Annotated in this window: 20 protein-coding genes and 1 pseudogene; 14 read left to right on the forward strand and 7 right to left on the reverse strand. The window is 68.5% G+C overall.

Annotated elements, in window-relative coordinates; genetic code table 11:
* The 3 genes from QM806_RS18655 to QM806_RS18665 form a co-directional block, all read left to right on the forward strand.
* Nucleotides 1-302 (forward strand): carboxyl transferase domain-containing protein (locus QM806_RS18655; protein ID WP_283292387.1); only part of this gene is annotated, 302 nt, incomplete at its 5' end.
* Nucleotides 299-568: an acyl-CoA carboxylase epsilon subunit gene (locus QM806_RS18660; RefSeq protein ID WP_005265720.1), complete on the forward strand. Its 270-nt coding sequence runs from the start codon at nt 299-301 to the stop codon at nt 566-568. The genes QM806_RS18655 and QM806_RS18660, both read left to right, overlap by 4 nt.
* A 26-nt stretch (nt 569-594) precedes the next feature.
* Entirely contained in the window at nt 595-2,376 is a 1,782-nt protein-coding gene (locus tag QM806_RS18665) for an acetyl/propionyl/methylcrotonyl-CoA carboxylase subunit alpha (RefSeq protein WP_283292389.1), read from the forward strand.
* Nucleotides 2,377-2,415: 39 nt separating this feature from the next.
* Here QM806_RS18665 and QM806_RS18670 read toward each other — a convergent pair whose 3' ends face one another.
* Nucleotides 2,416-3,321, reverse strand: coding sequence for an IclR family transcriptional regulator (locus QM806_RS18670; protein WP_133985844.1), 906 nt, complete (start codon nt 3,319-3,321; stop codon nt 2,416-2,418).
* Between the two features lie 116 nt (nt 3,322-3,437).
* Here QM806_RS18670 and QM806_RS18675 point away from each other — a divergent pair, with 116 nt between their 5' ends.
* Nucleotides 3,438-4,343 carry an oxygenase MpaB family protein gene (locus QM806_RS18675; RefSeq protein ID WP_133985843.1) on the forward strand — a complete coding sequence of 302 codons (906 nt, stop codon included), beginning with the start codon at nt 3,438-3,440 and terminating at the stop codon, nt 4,341-4,343.
* A gap of 134 nt (nt 4,344-4,477) precedes the next feature.
* Nucleotides 4,478-4,882: a hypothetical protein gene (locus QM806_RS18680; RefSeq protein ID WP_005263374.1), complete on the forward strand. Its 405-nt coding sequence runs from the start codon at nt 4,478-4,480 to the stop codon at nt 4,880-4,882.
* Between the two features lie 30 nt (nt 4,883-4,912).
* Here QM806_RS18680 and QM806_RS18685 read toward each other — a convergent pair whose 3' ends face one another.
* Nucleotides 4,913-5,590 carry a TetR/AcrR family transcriptional regulator gene (locus tag QM806_RS18685; RefSeq protein ID WP_005263375.1) on the reverse strand — a complete coding sequence of 226 codons (678 nt, stop codon included), beginning with the start codon at nt 5,588-5,590 and terminating at the stop codon, nt 4,913-4,915.
* 36 nt (nt 5,591-5,626) lie between these two features.
* Nucleotides 5,627-6,472, reverse strand: a complete 846-nt coding sequence (locus QM806_RS18690; protein ID WP_133985842.1) for an SDR family oxidoreductase — start codon at nt 6,470-6,472, stop codon at nt 5,627-5,629.
* Between the two features lie 41 nt (nt 6,473-6,513).
* Here QM806_RS18690 and rraA point away from each other — a divergent pair, with 41 nt between their 5' ends.
* From rraA to QM806_RS18710, 4 genes and pseudogenes are all read left to right on the forward strand, one after another.
* Nucleotides 6,514-6,984: a ribonuclease E activity regulator RraA gene (gene rraA / locus QM806_RS18695; RefSeq protein ID WP_120660029.1), complete on the forward strand. Its 471-nt coding sequence runs from the start codon at nt 6,514-6,516 to the stop codon at nt 6,982-6,984.
* Nucleotides 6,985-7,100: 116 nt separating this feature from the next.
* A pseudogene (locus tag QM806_RS41705) lies at nt 7,101-7,411 on the forward strand (hypothetical protein); the annotation flags it as partial.
* 100 nt (nt 7,412-7,511) lie between these two features.
* Nucleotides 7,512-7,745 carry a hypothetical protein gene (locus QM806_RS18705; protein ID WP_054247535.1) on the forward strand — a complete coding sequence of 78 codons (234 nt, stop codon included), beginning with the start codon at nt 7,512-7,514 and terminating at the stop codon, nt 7,743-7,745.
* Nucleotides 7,746-7,766: 21 nt separating this feature from the next.
* Nucleotides 7,767-9,122, forward strand: a complete 1,356-nt coding sequence (locus tag QM806_RS18710; RefSeq protein ID WP_120660030.1) for a dipeptidase — start codon at nt 7,767-7,769, stop codon at nt 9,120-9,122.
* Here QM806_RS18710 and QM806_RS18715 read toward each other — a convergent pair.
* Nucleotides 9,113-9,340 (reverse strand): RNA-binding S4 domain-containing protein, encoded by a 228-nt coding sequence (locus tag QM806_RS18715; protein WP_120660031.1) that lies wholly within the window; start codon nt 9,338-9,340, stop codon nt 9,113-9,115. The two genes, QM806_RS18710 and QM806_RS18715, sit on opposite strands and share 10 nt — an antisense overlap.
* 110 nt (nt 9,341-9,450) lie before the next feature.
* Here QM806_RS18715 and lysX point away from each other — a divergent pair, with 110 nt between their 5' ends.
* From lysX to QM806_RS18735, 4 genes are read left to right on the forward strand one after another with little or no spacing between them, the layout of a single operon-like run.
* A complete protein-coding gene (lysX, locus tag QM806_RS18720) occupies nt 9,451-12,795 on the forward strand; it encodes a bifunctional lysylphosphatidylglycerol synthetase/lysine--tRNA ligase LysX (RefSeq protein ID WP_283292396.1) in 3,345 nt (1,114 codons plus the stop codon).
* Entirely contained in the window at nt 12,792-13,472 is a 681-nt protein-coding gene (locus tag QM806_RS18725; protein ID WP_054247538.1) for a DUF998 domain-containing protein, read from the forward strand. The genes lysX and QM806_RS18725 overlap by 4 nt, the downstream gene beginning before the upstream one ends.
* A 14-nt stretch (nt 13,473-13,486) precedes the next feature.
* The gene (locus QM806_RS18730) at nt 13,487-14,305 is read left to right on the forward strand and encodes an alpha/beta fold hydrolase (RefSeq protein WP_349307603.1); all 819 of its coding nucleotides are present in this window, start codon (nt 13,487-13,489) and stop codon (nt 14,303-14,305) included.
* A gap of 5 nt (nt 14,306-14,310) precedes the next feature.
* Entirely contained in the window at nt 14,311-14,910 is a 600-nt protein-coding gene (locus tag QM806_RS18735) for a histidine phosphatase family protein (protein ID WP_120660033.1), read from the forward strand.
* On the opposite strand, the gene QM806_RS18740 is transcribed toward QM806_RS18735, so the two are convergent.
* Both QM806_RS18740 and QM806_RS18745 read right to left on the reverse strand, forming a co-directional pair.
* Nucleotides 14,888-15,712 carry an NAD(P)-dependent oxidoreductase gene (locus tag QM806_RS18740; protein WP_054247539.1) on the reverse strand — a complete coding sequence of 275 codons (825 nt, stop codon included), beginning with the start codon at nt 15,710-15,712 and terminating at the stop codon, nt 14,888-14,890. The genes QM806_RS18735 and QM806_RS18740 overlap by 23 nt on opposite strands.
* The gene (locus tag QM806_RS18745; protein ID WP_054247540.1) at nt 15,709-16,605 is read right to left on the reverse strand and encodes an NAD(P)-dependent oxidoreductase; all 897 of its coding nucleotides are present in this window, start codon (nt 16,603-16,605) and stop codon (nt 15,709-15,711) included. The genes QM806_RS18740 and QM806_RS18745 overlap by 4 nt, the downstream gene beginning before the upstream one ends.
* Nucleotides 16,606-16,745: 140 nt before the next feature.
* Between QM806_RS18745 and QM806_RS18750 the strand changes: the two genes are divergently transcribed.
* Entirely contained in the window at nt 16,746-17,123 is a 378-nt protein-coding gene (locus QM806_RS18750) for a winged helix-turn-helix transcriptional regulator (RefSeq protein ID WP_007301385.1), read from the forward strand.
* On the opposite strand, the gene QM806_RS18755 is transcribed toward QM806_RS18750, so the two are convergent.
* Entirely contained in the window at nt 17,120-18,346 is a 1,227-nt protein-coding gene (locus tag QM806_RS18755; protein WP_054247541.1) for a DUF7159 family protein, read from the reverse strand. The two genes, QM806_RS18750 and QM806_RS18755, sit on opposite strands and share 4 nt — an antisense overlap.
* Nucleotides 18,347-18,409 lie beyond the last annotated feature (63 nt).

The following is an 18,409-nucleotide window of genomic DNA, read 5'->3' on the forward strand; positions in this document are numbered from 1 at the left end:
ACCTCGCCTGGCCCACCGCCCAGATCGCCGTCATGGGCGCCTCCGGCGCCGTCGGGTTCGTCTACCGCAAACGCCTCCTCGAAGCCGCCAAGAACGGCGACGACGTCGACGCGCTGCGCCTGCAACTGCAACAGGAATACGAAGACACCCTCGTCAACCCGTACGTCGCCGCCGAACGCGGCTACGTCGACGCCGTCATCCCCCCGTCCCACACCCGCGGACAGATCGTGGCCGCCCTGCGCCTACTCGAACGCAAAATGGTCACCCTCCCGCCCAAGAAGCATGGGAACATCCCCCTATGACCGCGGCGGAATTGGTTGTCGACGAGGTGCTCGACGAGCTGGGCGCCGGCATCGCCGAAGAGCCGCCGGCGGCGCCGGCCGTGACGTTCACGGGCAACCCGAGCGACACGGACATCGCCGCGGTGCTCGCAGTGTTCGCTGCGATCGCCTCGTCCGGTTCCGCGGCGGAAGCGCCCGCGGTCGATAACGATTCGTGGGGCACTCCCGCCCTCATTCTGCGTCGGCAAGTAGCCGCCGCTGCCGTCCTGGTCAACGCAGGCTACTGAAACTGTAGAAAAGGGAAGACATTTCGATGAGTAGTGCACGTATTTCCAAGGTGCTCGTCGCGAACCGCGGTGAGATTGCAGTGCGGGTGATCCGGGCCGCAGCCGATGCCGGCCTGGCCAGCGTCGCCGTCTACGCCGAACCCGACGCCGACGCCCCGTTCGTGCGCCTGGCCGACGAAGCATTCGCCCTCGGCGGGCAGACCTCCGCCGAGTCCTACCTGGTGTTCGACAAAATCCTCGACGCCGCCAAAAAGTCCGGCGCCGACGCCATCCACCCCGGCTACGGCTTCCTCTCCGAAAACGCCGACTTCGCCCAGGCCGTGATCGACGCCGGCCTGATCTGGATCGGCCCCTCCCCGCAATCGATCCGCGACCTCGGCGACAAGGTCACCGCCCGGCACATCGCCGAAAAAGCCAAGGCCCCGATGGCCGCCGGCACCAAGGACCCGGTCCGCAACGCCGACGAGGTCGTCGCCTTCGCCAAGGAATACGGTGTCCCCGTCGCCATCAAGGCCGCGTTCGGCGGCGGCGGCCGCGGCATGAAGGTCGCCCACACCATCGAGGAAATCCCCGAACTGTTCGACTCCGCCACCCGCGAGGCCGTCGCCGCGTTCGGCCGCGGCGAATGCTTCGTCGAACAGTATCTGGACAAGGCCCGCCACGTCGAAGCCCAGGTCATCGCCGACCAGCACGGCAACGTCATCGTCGCCGGCACCCGCGACTGCTCCCTGCAACGCCGCTTCCAGAAACTCGTCGAGGAGGCCCCCGCCCCGTTCCTCACCGACGACCAACGCAACCGCATCCACACCTCCGCCAAGGCCATCTGCAAGGAGGCCGGCTACTACGGCGCCGGCACCGTCGAATACCTCGTCCAGGGCGACACCGTCTCCTTCCTCGAGGTCAACACCCGCCTGCAGGTCGAACACCCCGTCACCGAGGAAACCGCCGGCCTCGACCTGGTCCTGCAACAGTTCAAGATCGCCAACGGCGAACACCTCGACCTCACCGAGGACCCCACCCCCCGCGGGCACTCCTTCGAATTCCGCATCAACGGCGAGGACGCCGGCCGCGGCTTCCTGCCCGCCCCCGGCCCGGTCACCAAGTTCGTCCCGCCCACCGGCCCCGGCGTGCGGATGGACTCCGGCGTCGAAACCGGCAGCGTGATCGGCGGCCAGTTCGACTCCATGCTCGCCAAGCTCATCGTCACCGGCGCCACCCGCGACGAGGCCCTGGCCCGCGCCCGCCGCGCCCTCGCCGAATTCCAGGTCGAAGGACTGGCCACGGTCATCCCGTTCCACCGGGCCATCGTCGCCGACCCCGCCTTCATCGGCGACGGCACCACCTTCGACGTCTACACCAAGTGGATCGAAACCGAATGGGACAACCAGATCGAACCGTTCACCGGTAACCAGCCGATCGACGAGGACGAGTCCGGGCCCCGGCAGAACGTCGTCGTCGAGGTCGGCGGCCGCCGCGTCGAGGTGTCCCTGCCCGGACAGTTCACCCTCGGCACCGGCGCCGGAACCGCCCCCGGGGCGGTCCGCAAGAAGCCCAAGGCCCGCACCCGCGGCGGCGCCCACGGCGGCGCCGCCTCCGGTGACGCCGTCACCGCCCCCATGCAGGGCACCGTCGTCAAGGTCGCCGTCGAAGAAGGACAACAAGTCGCCGAGGGCGACCTCATCGCCGTCCTCGAGGCCATGAAAATGGAAAACCCCGTCAACGCCCACAAGGCCGGCACCGTCACCGGCCTCGCCGTCGAACCCGGCGCCGCCATCACCCAGGGCACCGTCCTGGCAGAACTGAAATAGCGTGTGAGTACTTGTCAACCGCCCGCGGTTGACAAGTACTCACGGGTGGCGGCCGTGCATGGCGGCCGTCACCCGCGCCGCGGCGTCCCGGACCATTTCACCGATCTCCGCCGTGCGCACACCCGACATCGGCCGGGACGCGTCGGCGACACACAGTACGACTGCGGGTTCACCGTCACGGTCGAATGCCGCGGCATTGATCGACAGCGGCTGGTAACTGCCCTCCGGGTCGATGTCACCGACCACGGCATCCGCCGACAACAGTGTGCGGGCCTCTCGCAGCGCGACGGTCGAGCGATGCCCGCCCACACCGCGACCGCGGAGTTCCGACACGGCATCCGCAAGCGAATGCTGTTGCTGCTCCATGCATTCCATCGCGTATCCGCGCTCCCGGACGAGCGCGAGGGCCGGCTCGTACGTCGCCCGCAGCACGTCCACCTCGACACCCAGATTCTGCCCGCCGAGGGCATACCATTCCTCGCGCTGCTCCGGCGGATACCAGGCCGCGATCCCCGAACCGATGGGCGGCGCGAGCAGCACCTTGTCGCCGAGCCGCAGGCCCAGGGTTCCGCGGCGTCCCCCGACCGGTTGCACCACCTCGGCGACCACCACGTCGCTTCCCGATTGCACGAACGCGATGGACGCCATGTCCGACGCGTCGGCCAGTTCGTGCATCACCGACCGCGCGAGGTCGACGACGTCCGCGGCCGTCGTCGCTGCACGTCCGATGGGGATGAGCGCGGGACCGAGACGGTAGGTCTTGCGGGTGGGGTGCCGGATGAGCCACCCCGCCTCGGTCAGGGCCACGACCATCGGGTAGCAGGTCGCCTTCGCGACACCCAGGTGCCGGGCGATGTCGGCGAGGCTACGGGGCGTCTCCGGTTCGTCCGCGAGGAGTTCCGTCAGCATTACGATCCGGTCGGTCTGCGGTGAATTTCGCGCCATGTGTTTGCATAATGCCACTCTGGCGTCGCACTGTGAACGGCGTTACAGTCGAGTCGTCTGAACGATCGCTAAATCACGTGGACCCTCCGTCACAGCCGCTGCAGGAAGTGAAACCCATGAAACGCTTCGATCTACGTCGCCGGACCGACCGACTCGATCCCGAGACGCAGTACGAAGAGATCGCTCGCATTCTCGCCACGCAGGAATTTCCCTGGGACATCAACCAGGCCCTCAGCTTCGCGCTGTTCCGGACGTACGCCGTACCGACCATCGGGCGGTTGCTGTTCGAGACGGGTGAATTCACCGAACGCGTGCAGAAGCGCTACGACGACACCGGCCTGATCCTCGATGCCGTCCTCGAGCACGGCCTCACCAGCGATCCCGGTCGCGCCGGGATCCGCCGGATGAACCAGATGCACGGCTCCTACGACATCTCCAACGACGACATGCGCTACGTGCTGTCGACGTTCGTGGTGACCCCGGTGCGCTGGATCGACGACTTCGGCTGGCGGAAACTCACCCGCAACGAGATCGTCGGATCCACCAACTACTACCGCGCGCTCGGCAAGTACATGGGCATCAAGCAGATTCCCGAGACGTTCGAGGCGTTCGAGAAATTCCTCGACGACTACGAGCGTGAACACTTCCTGTTCGACGAGGGCGGCCGCGCCGTCGCCGACTCCACACTCGACCTGCTCTGCACGTTCCCGCCGAACAACCTTGCGCCCGCCGCCCTGATCAAGCGATTCTCCTGGGCGCTCATGGACGATCCGCTGCTCGACGCGTTCGCCTACCGTCGGCCGTCCCGCCTCGCGCGAACTCTGTCGCGGGGTGCGTTGAAGGCCCGCGCCCGCCTCGTCCGGTTCTACCCCGTGCGCACCGAGCCCAAGTTCGCCCGCGACCTCCCCAACATTCGCAGCTACCCGACCGGGTACGAAGTGGAGAAACTGGGCACCTTCCCCAGAACCTGCCCCGTACAGCACACCAACGGTACGGTCGCGCGGGAAAACACCGCATCCTGAACCGCTTTGGAGGTGTGATCGACGGAAAGCCCTGTGTTCGAACTATTCTCGGACACACGGCGAATGGCGGCGGGTATCACGCGGTTCTGCCGTAACGTGGCTGCGCGTAGAGACCGTCGACAGGAAGGGATTTTGTGCACTTCTCGCGAGGGACCCTGACCATTGCCGCACTGGCAGGAGCGGCCTCACTCGCTCTGGCGCCCACGGCAACCGCCGCAACCACCTATCAGATCTCCGTCGTTCCGCCGCTCGGGACCGTCTACGCCAACAATCTGGTGACGCTCGGCGCGCTGGTCACGCCCACGCCGACCGGCACCGACGGATCCACTCCGGTCGAACTCGAGATCACCGAGCCCGACGGCGACGTGAACACGCGAACCATCCCACTCACCCTCGGTGCCGGGACGGCAGCGATCCGGACGCACGAGGCCGGCCGCTACACCGCCGTGTTCACCTACGCCCCACCGAACGGCACACCCGCCGAGACGACGACGCAGTTCGACGCCGTCGCGTCACCGGGGCTGGGCCTGGGTAGCTGACCACCGGAACCTGCCGAGGCGCATCGCCGGTCAGACGCCGGCGGTGCGCCTCTTCTTCGGTTTGACGGGAGCCTCGGTGGATCCCACCGTCTTCATCGCGATCTCGACGTACTTGCGGGCCACCGCGTCCGGGGTCAGCTTGCCCTCGGCGTGATACCAGCGCGGAATCGACTGGCACATACCGAGAAGTGCCCGCGTCGTCTCCGCGGCATCCGACACGTCGAAGAGCTCCCTCTTCTTGCCTTCCTTGACGATCTCGAGGACCAGTTCCTCCACACCCTTGCGGACGGTGCGGTAACGCTGCCGGTTCTCCGGGCTCAGGTAGCGCACCTCGCTCTCGAGGGCCGCCAGACGGGATCGCATGGTCATCCGCAACACGATCGCCTCGATGACGTTCGCGAGTCGCTGCACGGGATCGTCGCCGCCGTCGGCGCTCGCGGCGTGGGCGCGCTCGAGAACGTCGCTGGTGGAGAGTTCCAGGAGCGCCAGGAGAACGGCCTCCTTGTTCTCGTGGTGGTAATAGAGGGCGGGTACCGTGACACCGACTCGGCGGGCGATGTCGCGCACCGACGTGCCGTGGAAACCGTGTTCGTAGAACGCGTCGAGGGAGGCGCTGAGGATCGGCGTCAACTTCGTGGGTTCGAGGCGGCGCCAGTCCGCTGCGTTGCCGACCTCGGTGGGCGTCGCACCCTTGGATGAGCTGACCATCAAAGACCTATCTACCGCTCGCTATGCCAGGACGGGTCAAGTGTAGCTGTTCAGATAGTCGGCGAAGGTCTGCGGCGGCCGCCCGGTGAGCGCCTCGACGTCCCCCGTCACCACTGCCAACTCACCGGCCGCGATCGCTGCGTACGAGGTCACCCACCCTGCGACCTCGAAGTCCGGCGCCCCGAAGTGGGCGCGGGACGCGTACGCCTCGTCCAGAGTCTCGTTCTCGAAACGCACCGAACGTCCGGTCACCCTCGTGATCGTCTCGGCGGCCTCATTGAGGGTGAACGCCTCCGGCCCGGTCAGCCGGTAGGTGACGCCGTCGTGGTCGCCGTTGCCGGTGGTGAGGACCGCCGTCACGGCATCGGCGACGTCGTCGGGCGCCACCGCGCTGACCCGGCCGTCCCCGGCGGGTCCCCGGATGACGCCCTGATCGTCGGCCATCAGAGGGATCATCGACTGATACCAGCTGTCCTGCAGGAACGTGTACTTCAGCCCGCTCTCCCGGATGTGCTGCTCCGTGAAGTAGTGGTCGCGGCCGAAGGTGAACGTGCACTCGGGCGCCGCGCCGAGAAACGACAGGTAGACGATCCGCTCCACCCCGGCGGCACGGGCGGCGTCCACCACGGTGCGGTGCTCCTCGCGGCGAGTGGCGCTCTCGTGACCCGAGACCAGGAACAGCAGCCGGACGCCGTCCAGCGCGGCGGTCATCGCCGGACCGTCGGCGTACGTGGCCACCGAGAACGCGGAGTCGAAATGCTCGGCCAGCGGCTCGAGCCGCTCGGCGTTCCGCCCGATCAGCCGGACCCCGGCGCCACCGCCGAGCCGCTCGAGCACCTTGCCGCCGATCGACCCCGTGGCTCCTGTCACTGCAATGGTCATGGCCCGCATTCTCCCAGCGCCGGCCCTCTATCCTGACGCGTATGACTGAACCCGTGGCAACCGCTGACCTGGCAGACGAGATCGGACCCGACATCCGGAGCTGCGACACGCAGTTCATCCAGTTCGGCGGCCGTGAAGTGTTCTCCGGCCCCATCACCACCATCAAGTGCTTCCAGGACAACCTGCTGGTCAAGCAGACCCTCGGCGAGCCCGGCCACGGCGGCGTCCTGGTGGTCGACGGTGACGCCAGCATCCACACCGCCCTGGTCGGCGACATCATCGCCGGACGCGGCGTCGACAACGGCTGGGCAGGCGTGATCGTCAACGGTGCGGTCCGCGACTCGGCGATCCTGAAGACCCTCGACATCGGCGTCAAGGCGCTGGGCACCAATCCCCGCAAGAGCACCCAGACCGGCTCCGGTGAGAAGAACGTCCCGATCGAGATCGGCGGCGTCACGTTCAATCCCGGCGAGACCGTCTACAGCGATCAGGACGGCGTCGTCGTCCGCTGATCCGGCGAGAACCGAGCGGCGGTTCGGTATCTCTCGATGCCGAACCGCTGCGAGGCTCCGACCGCCGACGCAATAATCCGGAGGAATTCAGCGGTCGTTCGCACGACCCGCTCCCACGGAGGGCGAACTCGATGGCCGTGTACGGGCTGGCCTGCGTGTTCCTGTATGTCGTCCCCGCCATCGTCTTCCTGCTTCTACTACCCGACGCTCCTGGCCTACGTCGCGAGCACCTTTGCGTACGTGATCAATCCGGCGCTCGCCGCGAACGGCCTGTACACGGCCATCATCATCGTCACCCTGTTCTGGACCGGTGAACGCCGTGCACGTCTCCAGTCTGCGGCGACCGGCGAGCGAATTCCCTCGCGCGATGTTCGTCGCCATGGGGCTGGTCCTCGGAATCTTCGCGTACTGGATTCTCTCCGCCATCACCACGCAGGTGTATCTCGTGGTGCACCGGCTGATGTTCGCGCTGCGCACACCGTCCTGGAAACAGGACTGGCGGCCGACCCGCTCGCGGAGGAGGCGTGATGACCACATCCGGTCGTATGGGCCCCGACGACCAGTCCGTGAACACCGCCCCGGTCGACGACCTGCACAAGAGACCCGAAAACACCCACTGGATCCTGTATTCCGTCCTCGCCGCCGCGTTCGTCGGACTCCATCGTCGAAGTGAGCGACTGGTGATCGCCGTGCACTGCCCGGACAGGTCGGCGAATTTCGAGTCCGCCGTCGCCGATCCGAAACTCGTGGACGAGAATTAGGGGAACCCCGAGGAGGCGTTGATGTCCGACGAAATCCGTTCCACAGTAGCCGCGCTGATGCCCACGGCGCGTGACGAACTCGCCGAACTGGTGGCCATGCGGTCGGTGGCCGATCCGCGGCAGTTCCCACCGGAGGAATGCGTTCGCGCCGCCGAGTGGGTCAGGGACGCCTTCATCGGAGCCGGGATCGGACACGTCGAACTGCTCGAGACGTCCGACGGTTCACACGCCGTCGTCGGACACCAGCCCGCGCCGGACGGGGCCCCGACGGTACTGCTCTACTGCCACTATGACGTTCAACCGCCCGGTGACGAGAAGCTCTGGCACACCGACCCCTTCACCCTCACCGAGCGGGACGGCCGCTGGTACGGGCGCGGCGCAGCCGACTGCAAGGGCAACATCGTCATGCACCTGCTGGCGCTGCGCGCACTCGGCACCCCGTTCCCCGTCGGCATCAGAATCGTCGCCGAAGGATCCGAGGAAATGGGCACCGGCGGGCTCGAGAACCTCGTCGAGGCCAGGCCCGAACTCTTCGACGCCGACATGATCCTCGTCGTCGACACCGGAAACGCCGCGGTCGGCAGCCCGACCGTCACCACAACGCTGCGCGGCATCGCGAACGTCGTGGTCCACGTCGAGACCCTGACCGGGGAGGTGCATTCGGGCATGTTCGGCGGACCCGCCCCCGACGCGCTGGCCGCCCTCGTCCAGATGCTCGCCACCCTGCGTGACGCGGACGGCAACACCGTCGTCGACGGGCTCGAGTCGGACCAGAAGTGGACGGGCGTCGACTACCCCGAGGCGCAGTTCCGCACCGACGCCGGCGTGCTCGACGGTGTGCGTCTCGCCGGTTCGAGTTCCGTCGCCGACGCCGTGTGGGCCCGGCCGGCCCTGACGATCCTCGGCATCGACTGCCCGCCGGTGGTCGGCTCGGCCGCCGCCATCCAGCCGCGCGCATCGGCGCGCCTCAACCTGCGGGTACCACCCGGTATGGACCCGCAGAAGGCGCAGGACGCGCTCGCCGCGCACCTCGAGAACGCCGCCCCGTGGAATGCGCGGGTGACGGTGGAACGCGAAGCGGTGGGCTCCCCGTTCCGCGCGACCACCGACGGCCCCGGATACGCGGCCCTCGGCGCTGCGATGGAGGAGGCGTTCGGGAAGGAACTCGGAACCGTCGGGCAGGGCGGCTCCATCCCGCTGTGCAACGTCTTCTCCGCCGTCGTCCCGACAGCGGAGATCGCCCTGATCGGGGTGGAGGAACCGCGCTGCCTCATCCACGCCCCCAACGAAAGTGTGGATCCCGGCGAAATCGAGAATCTCGCCGTCGCCGAGGCGCTGTTCCTGCAGAGGTTCGCGACCGCCGACCGTCAGGACTGAGAACTCACCCGAGCCGTCATCCCACCGATCTCCACGACATCCCCGTCCCGCAACTGCCGCCCCCGCCGCACCTCGACGTCACCGTTCACCGACACGAGTCCGTCGGCGATCACTTCCTTCGCCTCCGCACCCGACTCGATGAGGTTGGCGAGCTTGAGGAATTGGCCGAGACGGATGGATTCGTCGCGGATCGGGACGGCGTCGTGGATGTCGGACATGCCTCTATCTTCCCTCTTGACCCAAATCGCGGCCCGACGGCTCACACTGAACACTGGAACACCTGTCTCCCGTGATCGGTACGTATCTCTCGCCGGGAAGGAAACGCTCGATGTCAGCTAGCACCGAGACACACCACGCGTCCGAGGCGGCCGTCCGCACCGCACCACGGCCCCGACCCGTACTCGGCTCGAAGAACGGGCGCCTGCACCAGGTTCCCCACATCGCGGGACTGATCCTGGGCGTCTTCTCGGTGCTCGTGTTCCTGTGGAGCATCTCGCCGGTACTGCGCTACTACGTGCACGTGCCGCGGGAATACGTCGACACCTACTATTTCGACGCTCCGGACACCAGCCTGTCGTGGGCTCTGGTGGTCGCGCTGCTCGCGGCGGCGCTGGCGAGCCGCAAACGCATCGCCTGGTGGCTGCTGACGATCTATCTGGTTCTGATCCTGATCACCAACGTGATCGTGAGCATCACCGACCGGAACGTGAACGCGATGGTCGCCGCCGTGGTCCAGGTGGTGCTGATCGGCATTCTCATCGCGGCCCGGCCCGAGTTCTACACGCGGGTCCGGCGCGGGGCGGGCTGGAAAGCCCTCGGCGTGCTCATCGTCGGTCTCGCGATCGGCACCCTCGTGGGCTGGGCGCTCGTCGAACTCTTCCCCGGCACGCTGCCGCAGGGTGAACGTTTCCTGTGGGCGCTCAACCGCGTAACCGCCCTCGCCGCGGCCGACAACGAACAATTCAGTGGGCGCCCGCACGGATTCGTCAACACCCTCCTCGGCCTGTTCGGCGCAATGGCGCTGCTGGCCGCCGTCATCACCTTGTTCCGCGCCCAGCGCTCCCACAACGCACTCACCGGCAACGACGAATCGGCGCTGCGCGGGCTGCTGCTGCAGTACGGCGCGGACGACTCCCTCGGCTACTTCGCCACCCGCCGCGACAAGGCCGTCGTGTTCGCGCCCAGCGGGAAGGCGGCCATCACCTACCGCGTCGAGCTCGGCGTGTGCCTGGCCAGTGGCGATCCGATCGGCGACCCGGAGGCGTGGCCCCATGCGATCGAGGAGTGGCAGGCACTCGCGTCCCAATACGGTTGGGCCACCGCCGTGATGGGCGCCAGCGAAACCGGCGCCACCGCCTACAACAAGGCCGGTCTCACCGTGCTCCAGCTCGGCGACGAAGCCATCCTCCGCACCCGCGAATTCAACCTCAGCGGACGCGACATGCGGCAGGTCCGCCAAGCCGTCACCCGCGTCCGGCGTCAGGGCGTCACCGTCCGGATCCGCAGACACCGGGACGTCCCCGCGGAGGAGATGGCCGAAGCCATCCGGCTCGCGGACGCGTGGCGCGACACCGAGACCGAGCGCGGTTTCTCCATGGCCCTCGGCCGGCTGGGTGACCGCCTCGACGGCGACTGCCTGCTGGTGGAGGCGGTCGCCGAGGACGGCGAGATCGACGGCATCCTGTCGCTGGTGCCGTGGGGACCGACCGGTGTCTCGCTCGATCTGATGCGCCGCAAGCCGACCTCGCCCAACGGGGTGGTGGAGCTGATGGTGTCCGAACTGGCCACCACCTCGGACCAATTCGGCATCACCAAGGTGTCACTGAACTTCGCGGTGTTCCGCTCCGTCTTCGAGGAGGGCTCCCGCATCGGGGCCGGACCCATCCTGCGGATCTGGCGCTCGATCCTCGTCTTCTTCTCCCGCTGGTGGCAGCTCGAGGCGCTCTACCGCTCCAACGTGAAGTACCAGCCGGAATGGGTGCCGCGGTTCCTCTGCTTCGAGGACAACCGGGAATTGCTGCGCGTCGGATTCGCGTCGGCCGTCGCGGAAGGATTCGTGACCCTGCCCCGGTTCGGCCGCTCCGGAACCCGGGACGCCATCGAGCACACCGGCACCCACGCCGCGGTCCCCGCCGCACTCGTCGCCGCCGAAGGACTGCACTCCGACGGCAGCGCACCCGGCGAAGGCGTCGCACCGACCGCGACCGGACCGAAACGTCCCGAGCAGGTCCGCGTCCGGCTCGACAAACTGGCCGACCTCGCCGAACAGGGTATCGACCCCTACCCGGTCGCGTATCCGCCCACGCACACGGTGACCGAGGCCGTGGAGTCGCCGGAGGGAACGACGGTCCGAATCGCAGGGCGCCTGCTCCGGATCCGCGACTACGGGGGTGTCGTGTTCGCGGTGGTCCGGGACTGGTCCGGGGACATCCAGATCCTCGTCGACGAGGCCCGGGTCGGCACCGATCGCATCCGGGCGTTCGCCGCCGAGTTCGACCTCGGTGACCTCGTCGAGGTCGCCGGCGTCATCGGATACAGCCGCCGCGGAGCGCTGTCGCTGCTCGCGAACGAGTGGCGCATGACCGGCAAGTGCCTGCACCCCCTGCCGGACAAGTGGAAGGGCCTGTCCGACCCGGAGACCCGCGTCCGGCAGCGGTACGTCGACCTCGCCATCAACTCCGATGCCCGCCGCCTGCTCGAGGCCCGCAGCGCCGTCGTGAAATCGCTGCGCGATTCGCTCGGCGGCCGCGGCTTCCTCGAGGTGGAGACCCCGATCCTGCAGCAGGTGCACGGCGGCGCCAACGCGGCCCCGTTCCTGACCCACATCAACGCCTACAACCTGGACCTGTACCTGCGGATCGCACCGGAGCTGTACCTCAAGCGGTTGTGCGTCGCAGGAATGGAGAAGGTGTTCGAGATCGGCCGCGTCTTCCGCAACGAGGGCGTCGATTTCAAACACAACCCGGAGTTCACGATCCTCGAGGCGTACGAGGCGCACAGCGACTACGAGAAGATGATGGTGCTGTCCCGGGAGCTCATCCAGACCGCGGCGACGGCGGCGTACGGACGCGAGATCATCATGCGGCCCGGCCCCGACGGCACGCTGGTGGAGGTCGACATCTCCGGCGAATGGCCCGTCAAGACGATGCACCAGGCGGTCGCCGAGAAGCTCGGCGTCGACGTCTCACCCGAGACGCCCCTCGCGGAACTGCAACGGCTGTGCGACGAGCACGAGATCCCGTACCAGTCCACCTGGGACGCCGGCGCCGTCGCGCAGGAGATGTACGAGCACCTGGTGGAGGACTACACCGAATTCCCCACCTTCTACACCAATTTCCCGACGTCGATGTCACCGCTCACCCGGCCGCACCCCACGATTCCGGGGGTCGCCGCGAAGTGGGACCTCGTCGCGTGGGGCATCGAACTCGGCACCGCGTACAGCGAACTCACCGACCCCGTGGACCAGCGGAACCGGCTCACCGAGCAGTCGATGCTCGCCGCCGGCGGTGACGAGGAGGCGATGGAACTCGACGAGGACTTCCTGCAGGCCCTCGAACACGCCATGCCCCCGACCGGTGGGCTCGGCATGGGCGTCGACCGGGTGGTCATGCTCATCACCGGCGGCAGCATCCGTGAAACCCTCGCGTTCCCCCTGGCCAAGCCGAGGCAATGACCTCCCGTGGCCGGGTCGCCGTCGCTGCGCTGCTGATCCTCGGCGCCGTCGGCTACGCGTCGTGGCTGCTCGAATTCGTCCTCGACACCGGAATCGATCCGCTACGGGGGTTCGCGAGCGAACTCGCCGCCGCGGACCAGCCGTACGGATTCTGGTTCCGCACCGGCGACCTGCTGACCGGATGCGTCGTCGCCGTGGCCGGGGTACTGGGACTGTCGCGGTACTCGCAGGGCTGGGTGACGGCGGTCGGGTGGATCGCGCTGATCGTGTTCGCGCTCGCGACCATCGCCGATTCGCGCCTGCCGATGAGTTGCGCGGCCACCAACGACCCTGTCTGCGCTGCGCGTGAGGCCGCCGGGCACCTGCCGCTCACCCACGACCTGCACGCCGTGACCAGCGCGTCCGCCTCGACGGGAGGCGTGGTGTCTTCCCTCGCGTTCCTGTTGGCCGCGTTCCGCTACCAGTGGCCGACCTGGTTGAAAGTTTCCGGCGTGGCCGTGGCGACGGTGTTCGTCGGCGGCACGGTATGGACGCTGACAGCCGCGGGACTCCGCGGCGAACAGGACGCCTGGCTCGGACTCGGTCAGCGCGTCCAGCTGCTCGCCTTCTGCGGATGGCTGATCTTCGTGGCGCTCAGCGTGATTCACGTCACCCCGGAAAGGGCTGGTTCCACGTGAAACGTCCTGGGGAAATGGTCGCGGGAGTGCACGTGGTGGTGGACGGCGAGGGCCCACCCGTCGTCCTCTACGGCGGCCTGGGCGGGAACTGGTTCGACTGGGACGAGGTGGTCGAACTGCTGTCCGAGACCTGCCTCGTGGTGCGGATCGATCGTCCCGGGTACGGACTCAGTCCCCCGTCCGCCGAGCGTCCGTCCGCCCGTGGCGAGGCGGCGAGAATCGCCGACGTTCTCGACGCGCTTTCCGTGACCACCCCCGCGGTGCTCGTCGGCCACTCGCTCGGCGGCATCTACGTCGAGGCCTTCGCCCGGCTGTACCCCGACCGAACCGGCGGCGTGATCCTGCTGGACGCCACCGTCACGGCCCACCCGCACCGCGTGATCCCGACCCGATGGCGTGTCACGATGGGCAGACGAGCGGCCCGAACGGCCAGCAGGGTGGGGCTGCAACGCCTCCTGGGCCCCACGGTCCGCCGGGTCCTGAACCACTCGACACCCCCCGGCGGGATCGCGCCGGGCACCCGTCGATGGGTCGAGCGGATCTACCGCGAGCCCGCGTACCTCGAGTCCTCGATCGTCGAGAACGCGTCGTACCCGGCGCTGGCCCAGGAGCTGGCCGCGCTGCGCGAGACCACGACGATGACGGCACCCGTCGTCGTGGCCGCCGCCCACACCGGACGCCCGACGCCCTGGGGGTCGGCGTGGATCCGCATGCAGAGGCAGTTCGCGGAATTCCTCGGCGCCGCGTTCCGCGTCGTGCGGCCCGCGCACCACCACGCCATGATCGATCAGCCCGGCCAGATCGCGGCGCTGGTGCGGGAGCTGGCAAGCTGATCGACGTGCAACTGCTACTGATCCGCCACGCGCTGCCCGAGCTCGTCACCGCGTCCGACGGGCGCGCGGACCCCGCACTGACCGAGGAAGGTCACGCCCAGGCCAAGCGGCTGCCTGCCGCGCTGGCCCCGTACCGCATCGCCCGGATCGTGAGCAGCCCGCAGCGCCGCGCACTCGAGACGGCGGCGCCGGTCGCCGAGGCCCTCAACCTTCCCGTCACCGAGTACGTCGGCCTCGCGGAGTACGACTACGACCTCGACCACTACATCCCGTTCCACGAGGCGGAGGCACGGGCGCCGGAGGCCTTCGCCCGGATTCGGGCCGGCGAGTTCCCGAAGTCCGTCGACGCCGACGCGTTCCGCGCGCGGGTGTTCGAGTCCCTCGGCCGCATCGTCGACGAGTCCGGCCACGAGGACACCGTCGCGGTATTCGCCCACGGCGGTGTCATCAACGTGTTCCTGCAGCAACTGCTCGGGCTCGACCGACCCCTCGTGTTCCCGATCGAGTACGTGTCCGTGACCCGGGTGCTCGTCTCCCGCAGCGGCGAGCGGCGGGTGGCGTCGGTCAACGAGACCGGTCACGTCAGGGACATGCTGCGTCGATAGAACCCGCGAGAACCGCACGCACGGCGATCGGCAGAGCGGTCGGCACGCCCGCTTCGGCGCCCGCACGTGCGACCGTGTCGATTGCCGCCGCGGTGAATTCCGCGCTCTGCACCGGCTCGTACTGCGCGGGAGTGTCGATTCCGACCGCGAACTCCGCGAAGCTTCCGGTCATCGCCTGAAGGAACGGCGCCGCCATTGCGGCGAGTTCCCCCGCGGTGCCGCCGGCGCCTCGAACCATCGCGGCGCCCTGCTCGAACCCGGCGAACATGGCGTACATCGCGCCGAGCAGCGCGAGGTCGTACATCGCCGCAGCGCCGGCGTCGTCGCCGACGAATACCGCACGCCCGAACAGTTCCAGCACCGGCCGATTCCTGTCGAACGCCTCCGCCGCGCCGCTGTAAAGCACGAACGTGTCGCCGCCCCCGATCATGTCGGGCACCGCCATGATGCCGCCGTCGACGTACTCCACTCGCGCCGCGCCGGCCCACCGCGACATCGCACGCGCCTGCTCGGGCGTGGTCGTCGTCAGGTTCACGAGCGTTCGTCCACGCAGGTCGCCGGCGACGGGCTCGATCAGCTCGTGCACCGTCTCGTCGTCGACCACACAGACGAGCACCAGCGGCGAGGCCTGCACCGCCACGGACACCGACTCGGCCGGGTGCGCACCGGAGTTCGCCAGCGTGTCTGTTTTCTCGGGCGTGCGGTTCCAGACGGTGACCGTGCGCCCTGCTCGCAGCAGCGCGACCACAAGAGCCCGTCCCATGGCGCCGAGCCCGAGAACCGTGACGTCGGTGCCGGTCATGCGACACCCCGGGCGGACTGCGACGGCGCGACAATCGCCTCGTACACGCTGCCCGAACCGTGCCTGCCGAAACCCAGGTCGAGGGCACGCCGGTACAGCTCCCTGACCGCCGCCGGAAGTCGCGAGTCGATTTGCGCGTCCTCGGTGGTGACCGTGATGTGATCGATTCCAGCGGCCATCATCGCGAGGCTCGCGCCGACGTCGGGGTACTCCCGTCGGTCGATCTCCTCGGCTGCGCCCTCGAGGAAGAACGGCATCTGCGCGAGCAGGTCGGAGGCATAGGGCAGGAACGTCCCTGCCTGCACCCCGGCAGATTTCATCAGTGCCGCCGCATGACTCGCGCCGACCAGCGTGGTCATGAACAGATCGAGCAGCGCCTGGTACCAGAGCAGGGCCAGACCCGGATCGGCTCCGACGTACTCCGGCCGCGCTAGGAGCCCGAGCGTGTCGGACCACCGGTCGAGCACCGCGCGCGGTCCGCTGTAGAACGCGTACGCCGTGTCGTCGCCGACCAGCGTGGCCGGAACCATGATGCCTCCGGTGAGGAACTCGGCGCCGTGCCGGGCGGCCCACGCGGCAGCACGCTCGGCCTCGCGGGGAGTGTCGGAGCTGAGGTTGACCAGGACCTTGCCTGCGAGCCGGTCGGCGGCGGGTTCGAGCAGGTCGTACATCGCCCGGTAGTGGGTGAGGCTGACGATCACCAGATCGGCGGCGTCGAGCGCGTCCTCCGCGCTGGTCGCGCGGCGGGCACCTGCCGCGACGACGGCGTCGGCGCGTGACGCGGTGCGGTTGAACACCATGACCGGCACGGCGTGATCGAGGAGCGTTCCGGCCATGGCGCGGCCCATCGGCCCGAGCCCGACGACGGTGACGGAAGGCAGTTGTGCAGGCATGATTCGCTTTCGGAAGTCCGTGCCCGAGTGACCGGGCAACGCTGCGGAGCAACGCCTTCTCCAGTCTCAGCGCGCGCACTACACTCGACAAGTACCCACTTCAAAGTCAGGTACTTACCAAAAAGTCAGTGAGGAGCGTCATGCGCCGACAGCAACGTCCCTACTCCTGCGGAATCGATGCGGCGATCGACGTCATCGGCGGCAAATGGAAGGTGCTGATCCTGTGGGCCCTTCACACCGGTGAGCAGCGGTTCGGCGACCTCAAGCGCCTGGTACCCGGCATATCGGAGAAGATGCTGATCCAGCAATTGCGGGAACTCGAAGCCGACGCCATCGTGCATCGCGAGGTCTACCACCAGGTTCCGCCGAAGGTCGAATACTCGCTGACCGAACTCGGAGTCTCCCTCAACCGCTCCCTCGAACCGCTCGGCGCCTGGGGCGCCGAGCACATGGACCACATCGTGGCGGTCCGGGAGGTCGAGGCGAACGGGGACAGCCTCGACCCGTCGAGCCGCTAGAGGCCCGGAATCCGCGGCAGCGGAGGGAGCGGCGGGGGCGGCGGAAGTGTCGGCAGCTGAATCTGCGGCAGACCGGGAATGAGTGGGCGCGGGGCGGGGGCAGGCGCGGGAGCGGGCTCCGGCACGCTCGCCTCCTCCTCGGCCGGTCCCGGAACCGACACCGCGGCGGACGGCGGTGGCGCCGACACGGGTGCCGGTGCGGGCGATGGGGACACCTCCGCGTCACTCGGCTGAGTGGCGACCGGGCGTGCGCCGCCGTCAGAGCTCTGCAGGTGGCTGCCACCGACGCCGAGGCCGAGACCGATCACGGCGACGACGGCCAGCGCACCGCCCGCCAGCGCGCCACCGCGGATCACGGGTTTGGCGAATCCCCCGGCGCCGATGCGGTGCGACGTGCCCGAGTGCTCCTGTGCCAGCAGCGCAGCGCCCTCCGCGGCCACCAGTTCCGGCTGCGCCGGCACGATCACCGGGAGCGCCAGCCACGACTCCATCAGAGACGCGACCAGCGGAATATGCGCGCCGCCCCCGATCAGAACCACCGCGTCGGCAGCCCGCCCGGACGATTCGATCACCTCGCGGGCCAGGCGCGCCGACGCCTCGACGTGGCGCACGATCAGGGAGTCGAGGATGTCCTGCGAGAGCAGGAGCAGGCCGCCGTCGCCGGGCACGCAGACCGCGCTGTTGGTCGACAGCTCTTCCTTGGCGCGACGGCAACGGGCGTCGAGCGCCGACTCCGCGGCCGCATCGGCCGGTGGCGCAATGCGCTTCTCGTCGAGCTGGTGGTCGCGGATCAACCGGTCGACGACGTCGCCGCTGATCTCGTCGGTGCGAGCCGTCCCGAGCACCGTGCCGGTGAGTCGGTCGACCACGGTGACGGTGAGGCCGGAGCTGCCGAGGTCGTAGAACACGAGCGTCGAATGGTCGCCGAGCTGTCCCGACGCCTCGAGCATGCGGAGCGCGGCCGTCACTTCCGGGACCAGCCGGCAGTCGATCGCGGCCTGCACGGCAGCGGCCTGCGCCTCGTCCCGGTACGCGACACCGAAGACCTGCACGTCGTCGGCGGCGCGCTCGGCCATCACCGTTCCGATGGCGTCGGCAACCACGTGCTCCGGGTGCTCGCTCGCGGCGTCCACCGGGAATGACCGGAAGACGGCCCCCTCGTCGTCCGGATACGCCACGCGCACAGCGCTGGCACCCACCGATACACCGAGAACTGAAACCATGGAACGACTATAACGGTTTGATCACGGAACGCGTGTCGGGGGCTCGCGGCCTCCACCTTCGTT

It is taken from the genome of Rhodococcus sp. IEGM 1351, from assembly GCF_030056875.1.
Classification (GTDB): domain Bacteria; phylum Actinomycetota; class Actinomycetes; order Mycobacteriales; family Mycobacteriaceae; genus Rhodococcus_F; species Rhodococcus_F opacus.

Excerpts from the sequence above, each read along its gene's own strand:
- QM806_RS18750 (WP_007301385.1), top strand. The coding sequence starts at position 16,746 with ATGCGCCGACAGCAACGTCCCTACTCCTGCGGAATCGATGCGGCGATC.
- QM806_RS18755 (WP_054247541.1), bottom strand. The coding sequence starts at position 18,346 with ATGGTTTCAGTTCTCGGTGTATCGGTGGGTGCCAGCGCTGTGCGCGTG.
- QM806_RS18715 (WP_120660031.1), bottom strand. The coding sequence starts at position 9,340 with ATGTCCGACATCCACGACGCCGTCCCGATCCGCGACGAATCCATCCGT.
- QM806_RS18665 (WP_283292389.1), top strand. The coding sequence starts at position 595 with ATGAGTAGTGCACGTATTTCCAAGGTGCTCGTCGCGAACCGCGGTGAG.
- QM806_RS18705 (WP_054247535.1), top strand. The coding sequence starts at position 7,512 with ATGACCACATCCGGTCGTATGGGCCCCGACGACCAGTCCGTGAACACC.
- QM806_RS18710 (WP_120660030.1), top strand. The coding sequence starts at position 7,767 with ATGTCCGACGAAATCCGTTCCACAGTAGCCGCGCTGATGCCCACGGCG.
- lysX (WP_283292396.1), top strand. The coding sequence starts at position 9,451 with ATGTCAGCTAGCACCGAGACACACCACGCGTCCGAGGCGGCCGTCCGC.
- QM806_RS18685 (WP_005263375.1), bottom strand. The coding sequence starts at position 5,590 with ATGGTCAGCTCATCCAAGGGTGCGACGCCCACCGAGGTCGGCAACGCA.
- QM806_RS18730 (WP_349307603.1), top strand. The coding sequence starts at position 13,487 with ATGGTCGCGGGAGTGCACGTGGTGGTGGACGGCGAGGGCCCACCCGTC.
- QM806_RS18670 (WP_133985844.1), bottom strand. The coding sequence starts at position 3,321 with ATGGCGCGAAATTCACCGCAGACCGACCGGATCGTAATGCTGACGGAA.
- QM806_RS18745 (WP_054247540.1), bottom strand. The coding sequence starts at position 16,605 with ATGCCTGCACAACTGCCTTCCGTCACCGTCGTCGGGCTCGGGCCGATG.
- QM806_RS18690 (WP_133985842.1), bottom strand. The coding sequence starts at position 6,472 with ATGACCATTGCAGTGACAGGAGCCACGGGGTCGATCGGCGGCAAGGTG.
- QM806_RS18740 (WP_054247539.1), bottom strand. The coding sequence starts at position 15,712 with ATGACCGGCACCGACGTCACGGTTCTCGGGCTCGGCGCCATGGGACGG.
- QM806_RS18660 (WP_005265720.1), top strand. The coding sequence starts at position 299 with ATGACCGCGGCGGAATTGGTTGTCGACGAGGTGCTCGACGAGCTGGGC.
- rraA (WP_120660029.1), top strand. The coding sequence starts at position 6,514 with ATGACTGAACCCGTGGCAACCGCTGACCTGGCAGACGAGATCGGACCC.
- QM806_RS18675 (WP_133985843.1), top strand. The coding sequence starts at position 3,438 with ATGAAACGCTTCGATCTACGTCGCCGGACCGACCGACTCGATCCCGAG.
- QM806_RS18725 (WP_054247538.1), top strand. The coding sequence starts at position 12,792 with ATGACCTCCCGTGGCCGGGTCGCCGTCGCTGCGCTGCTGATCCTCGGC.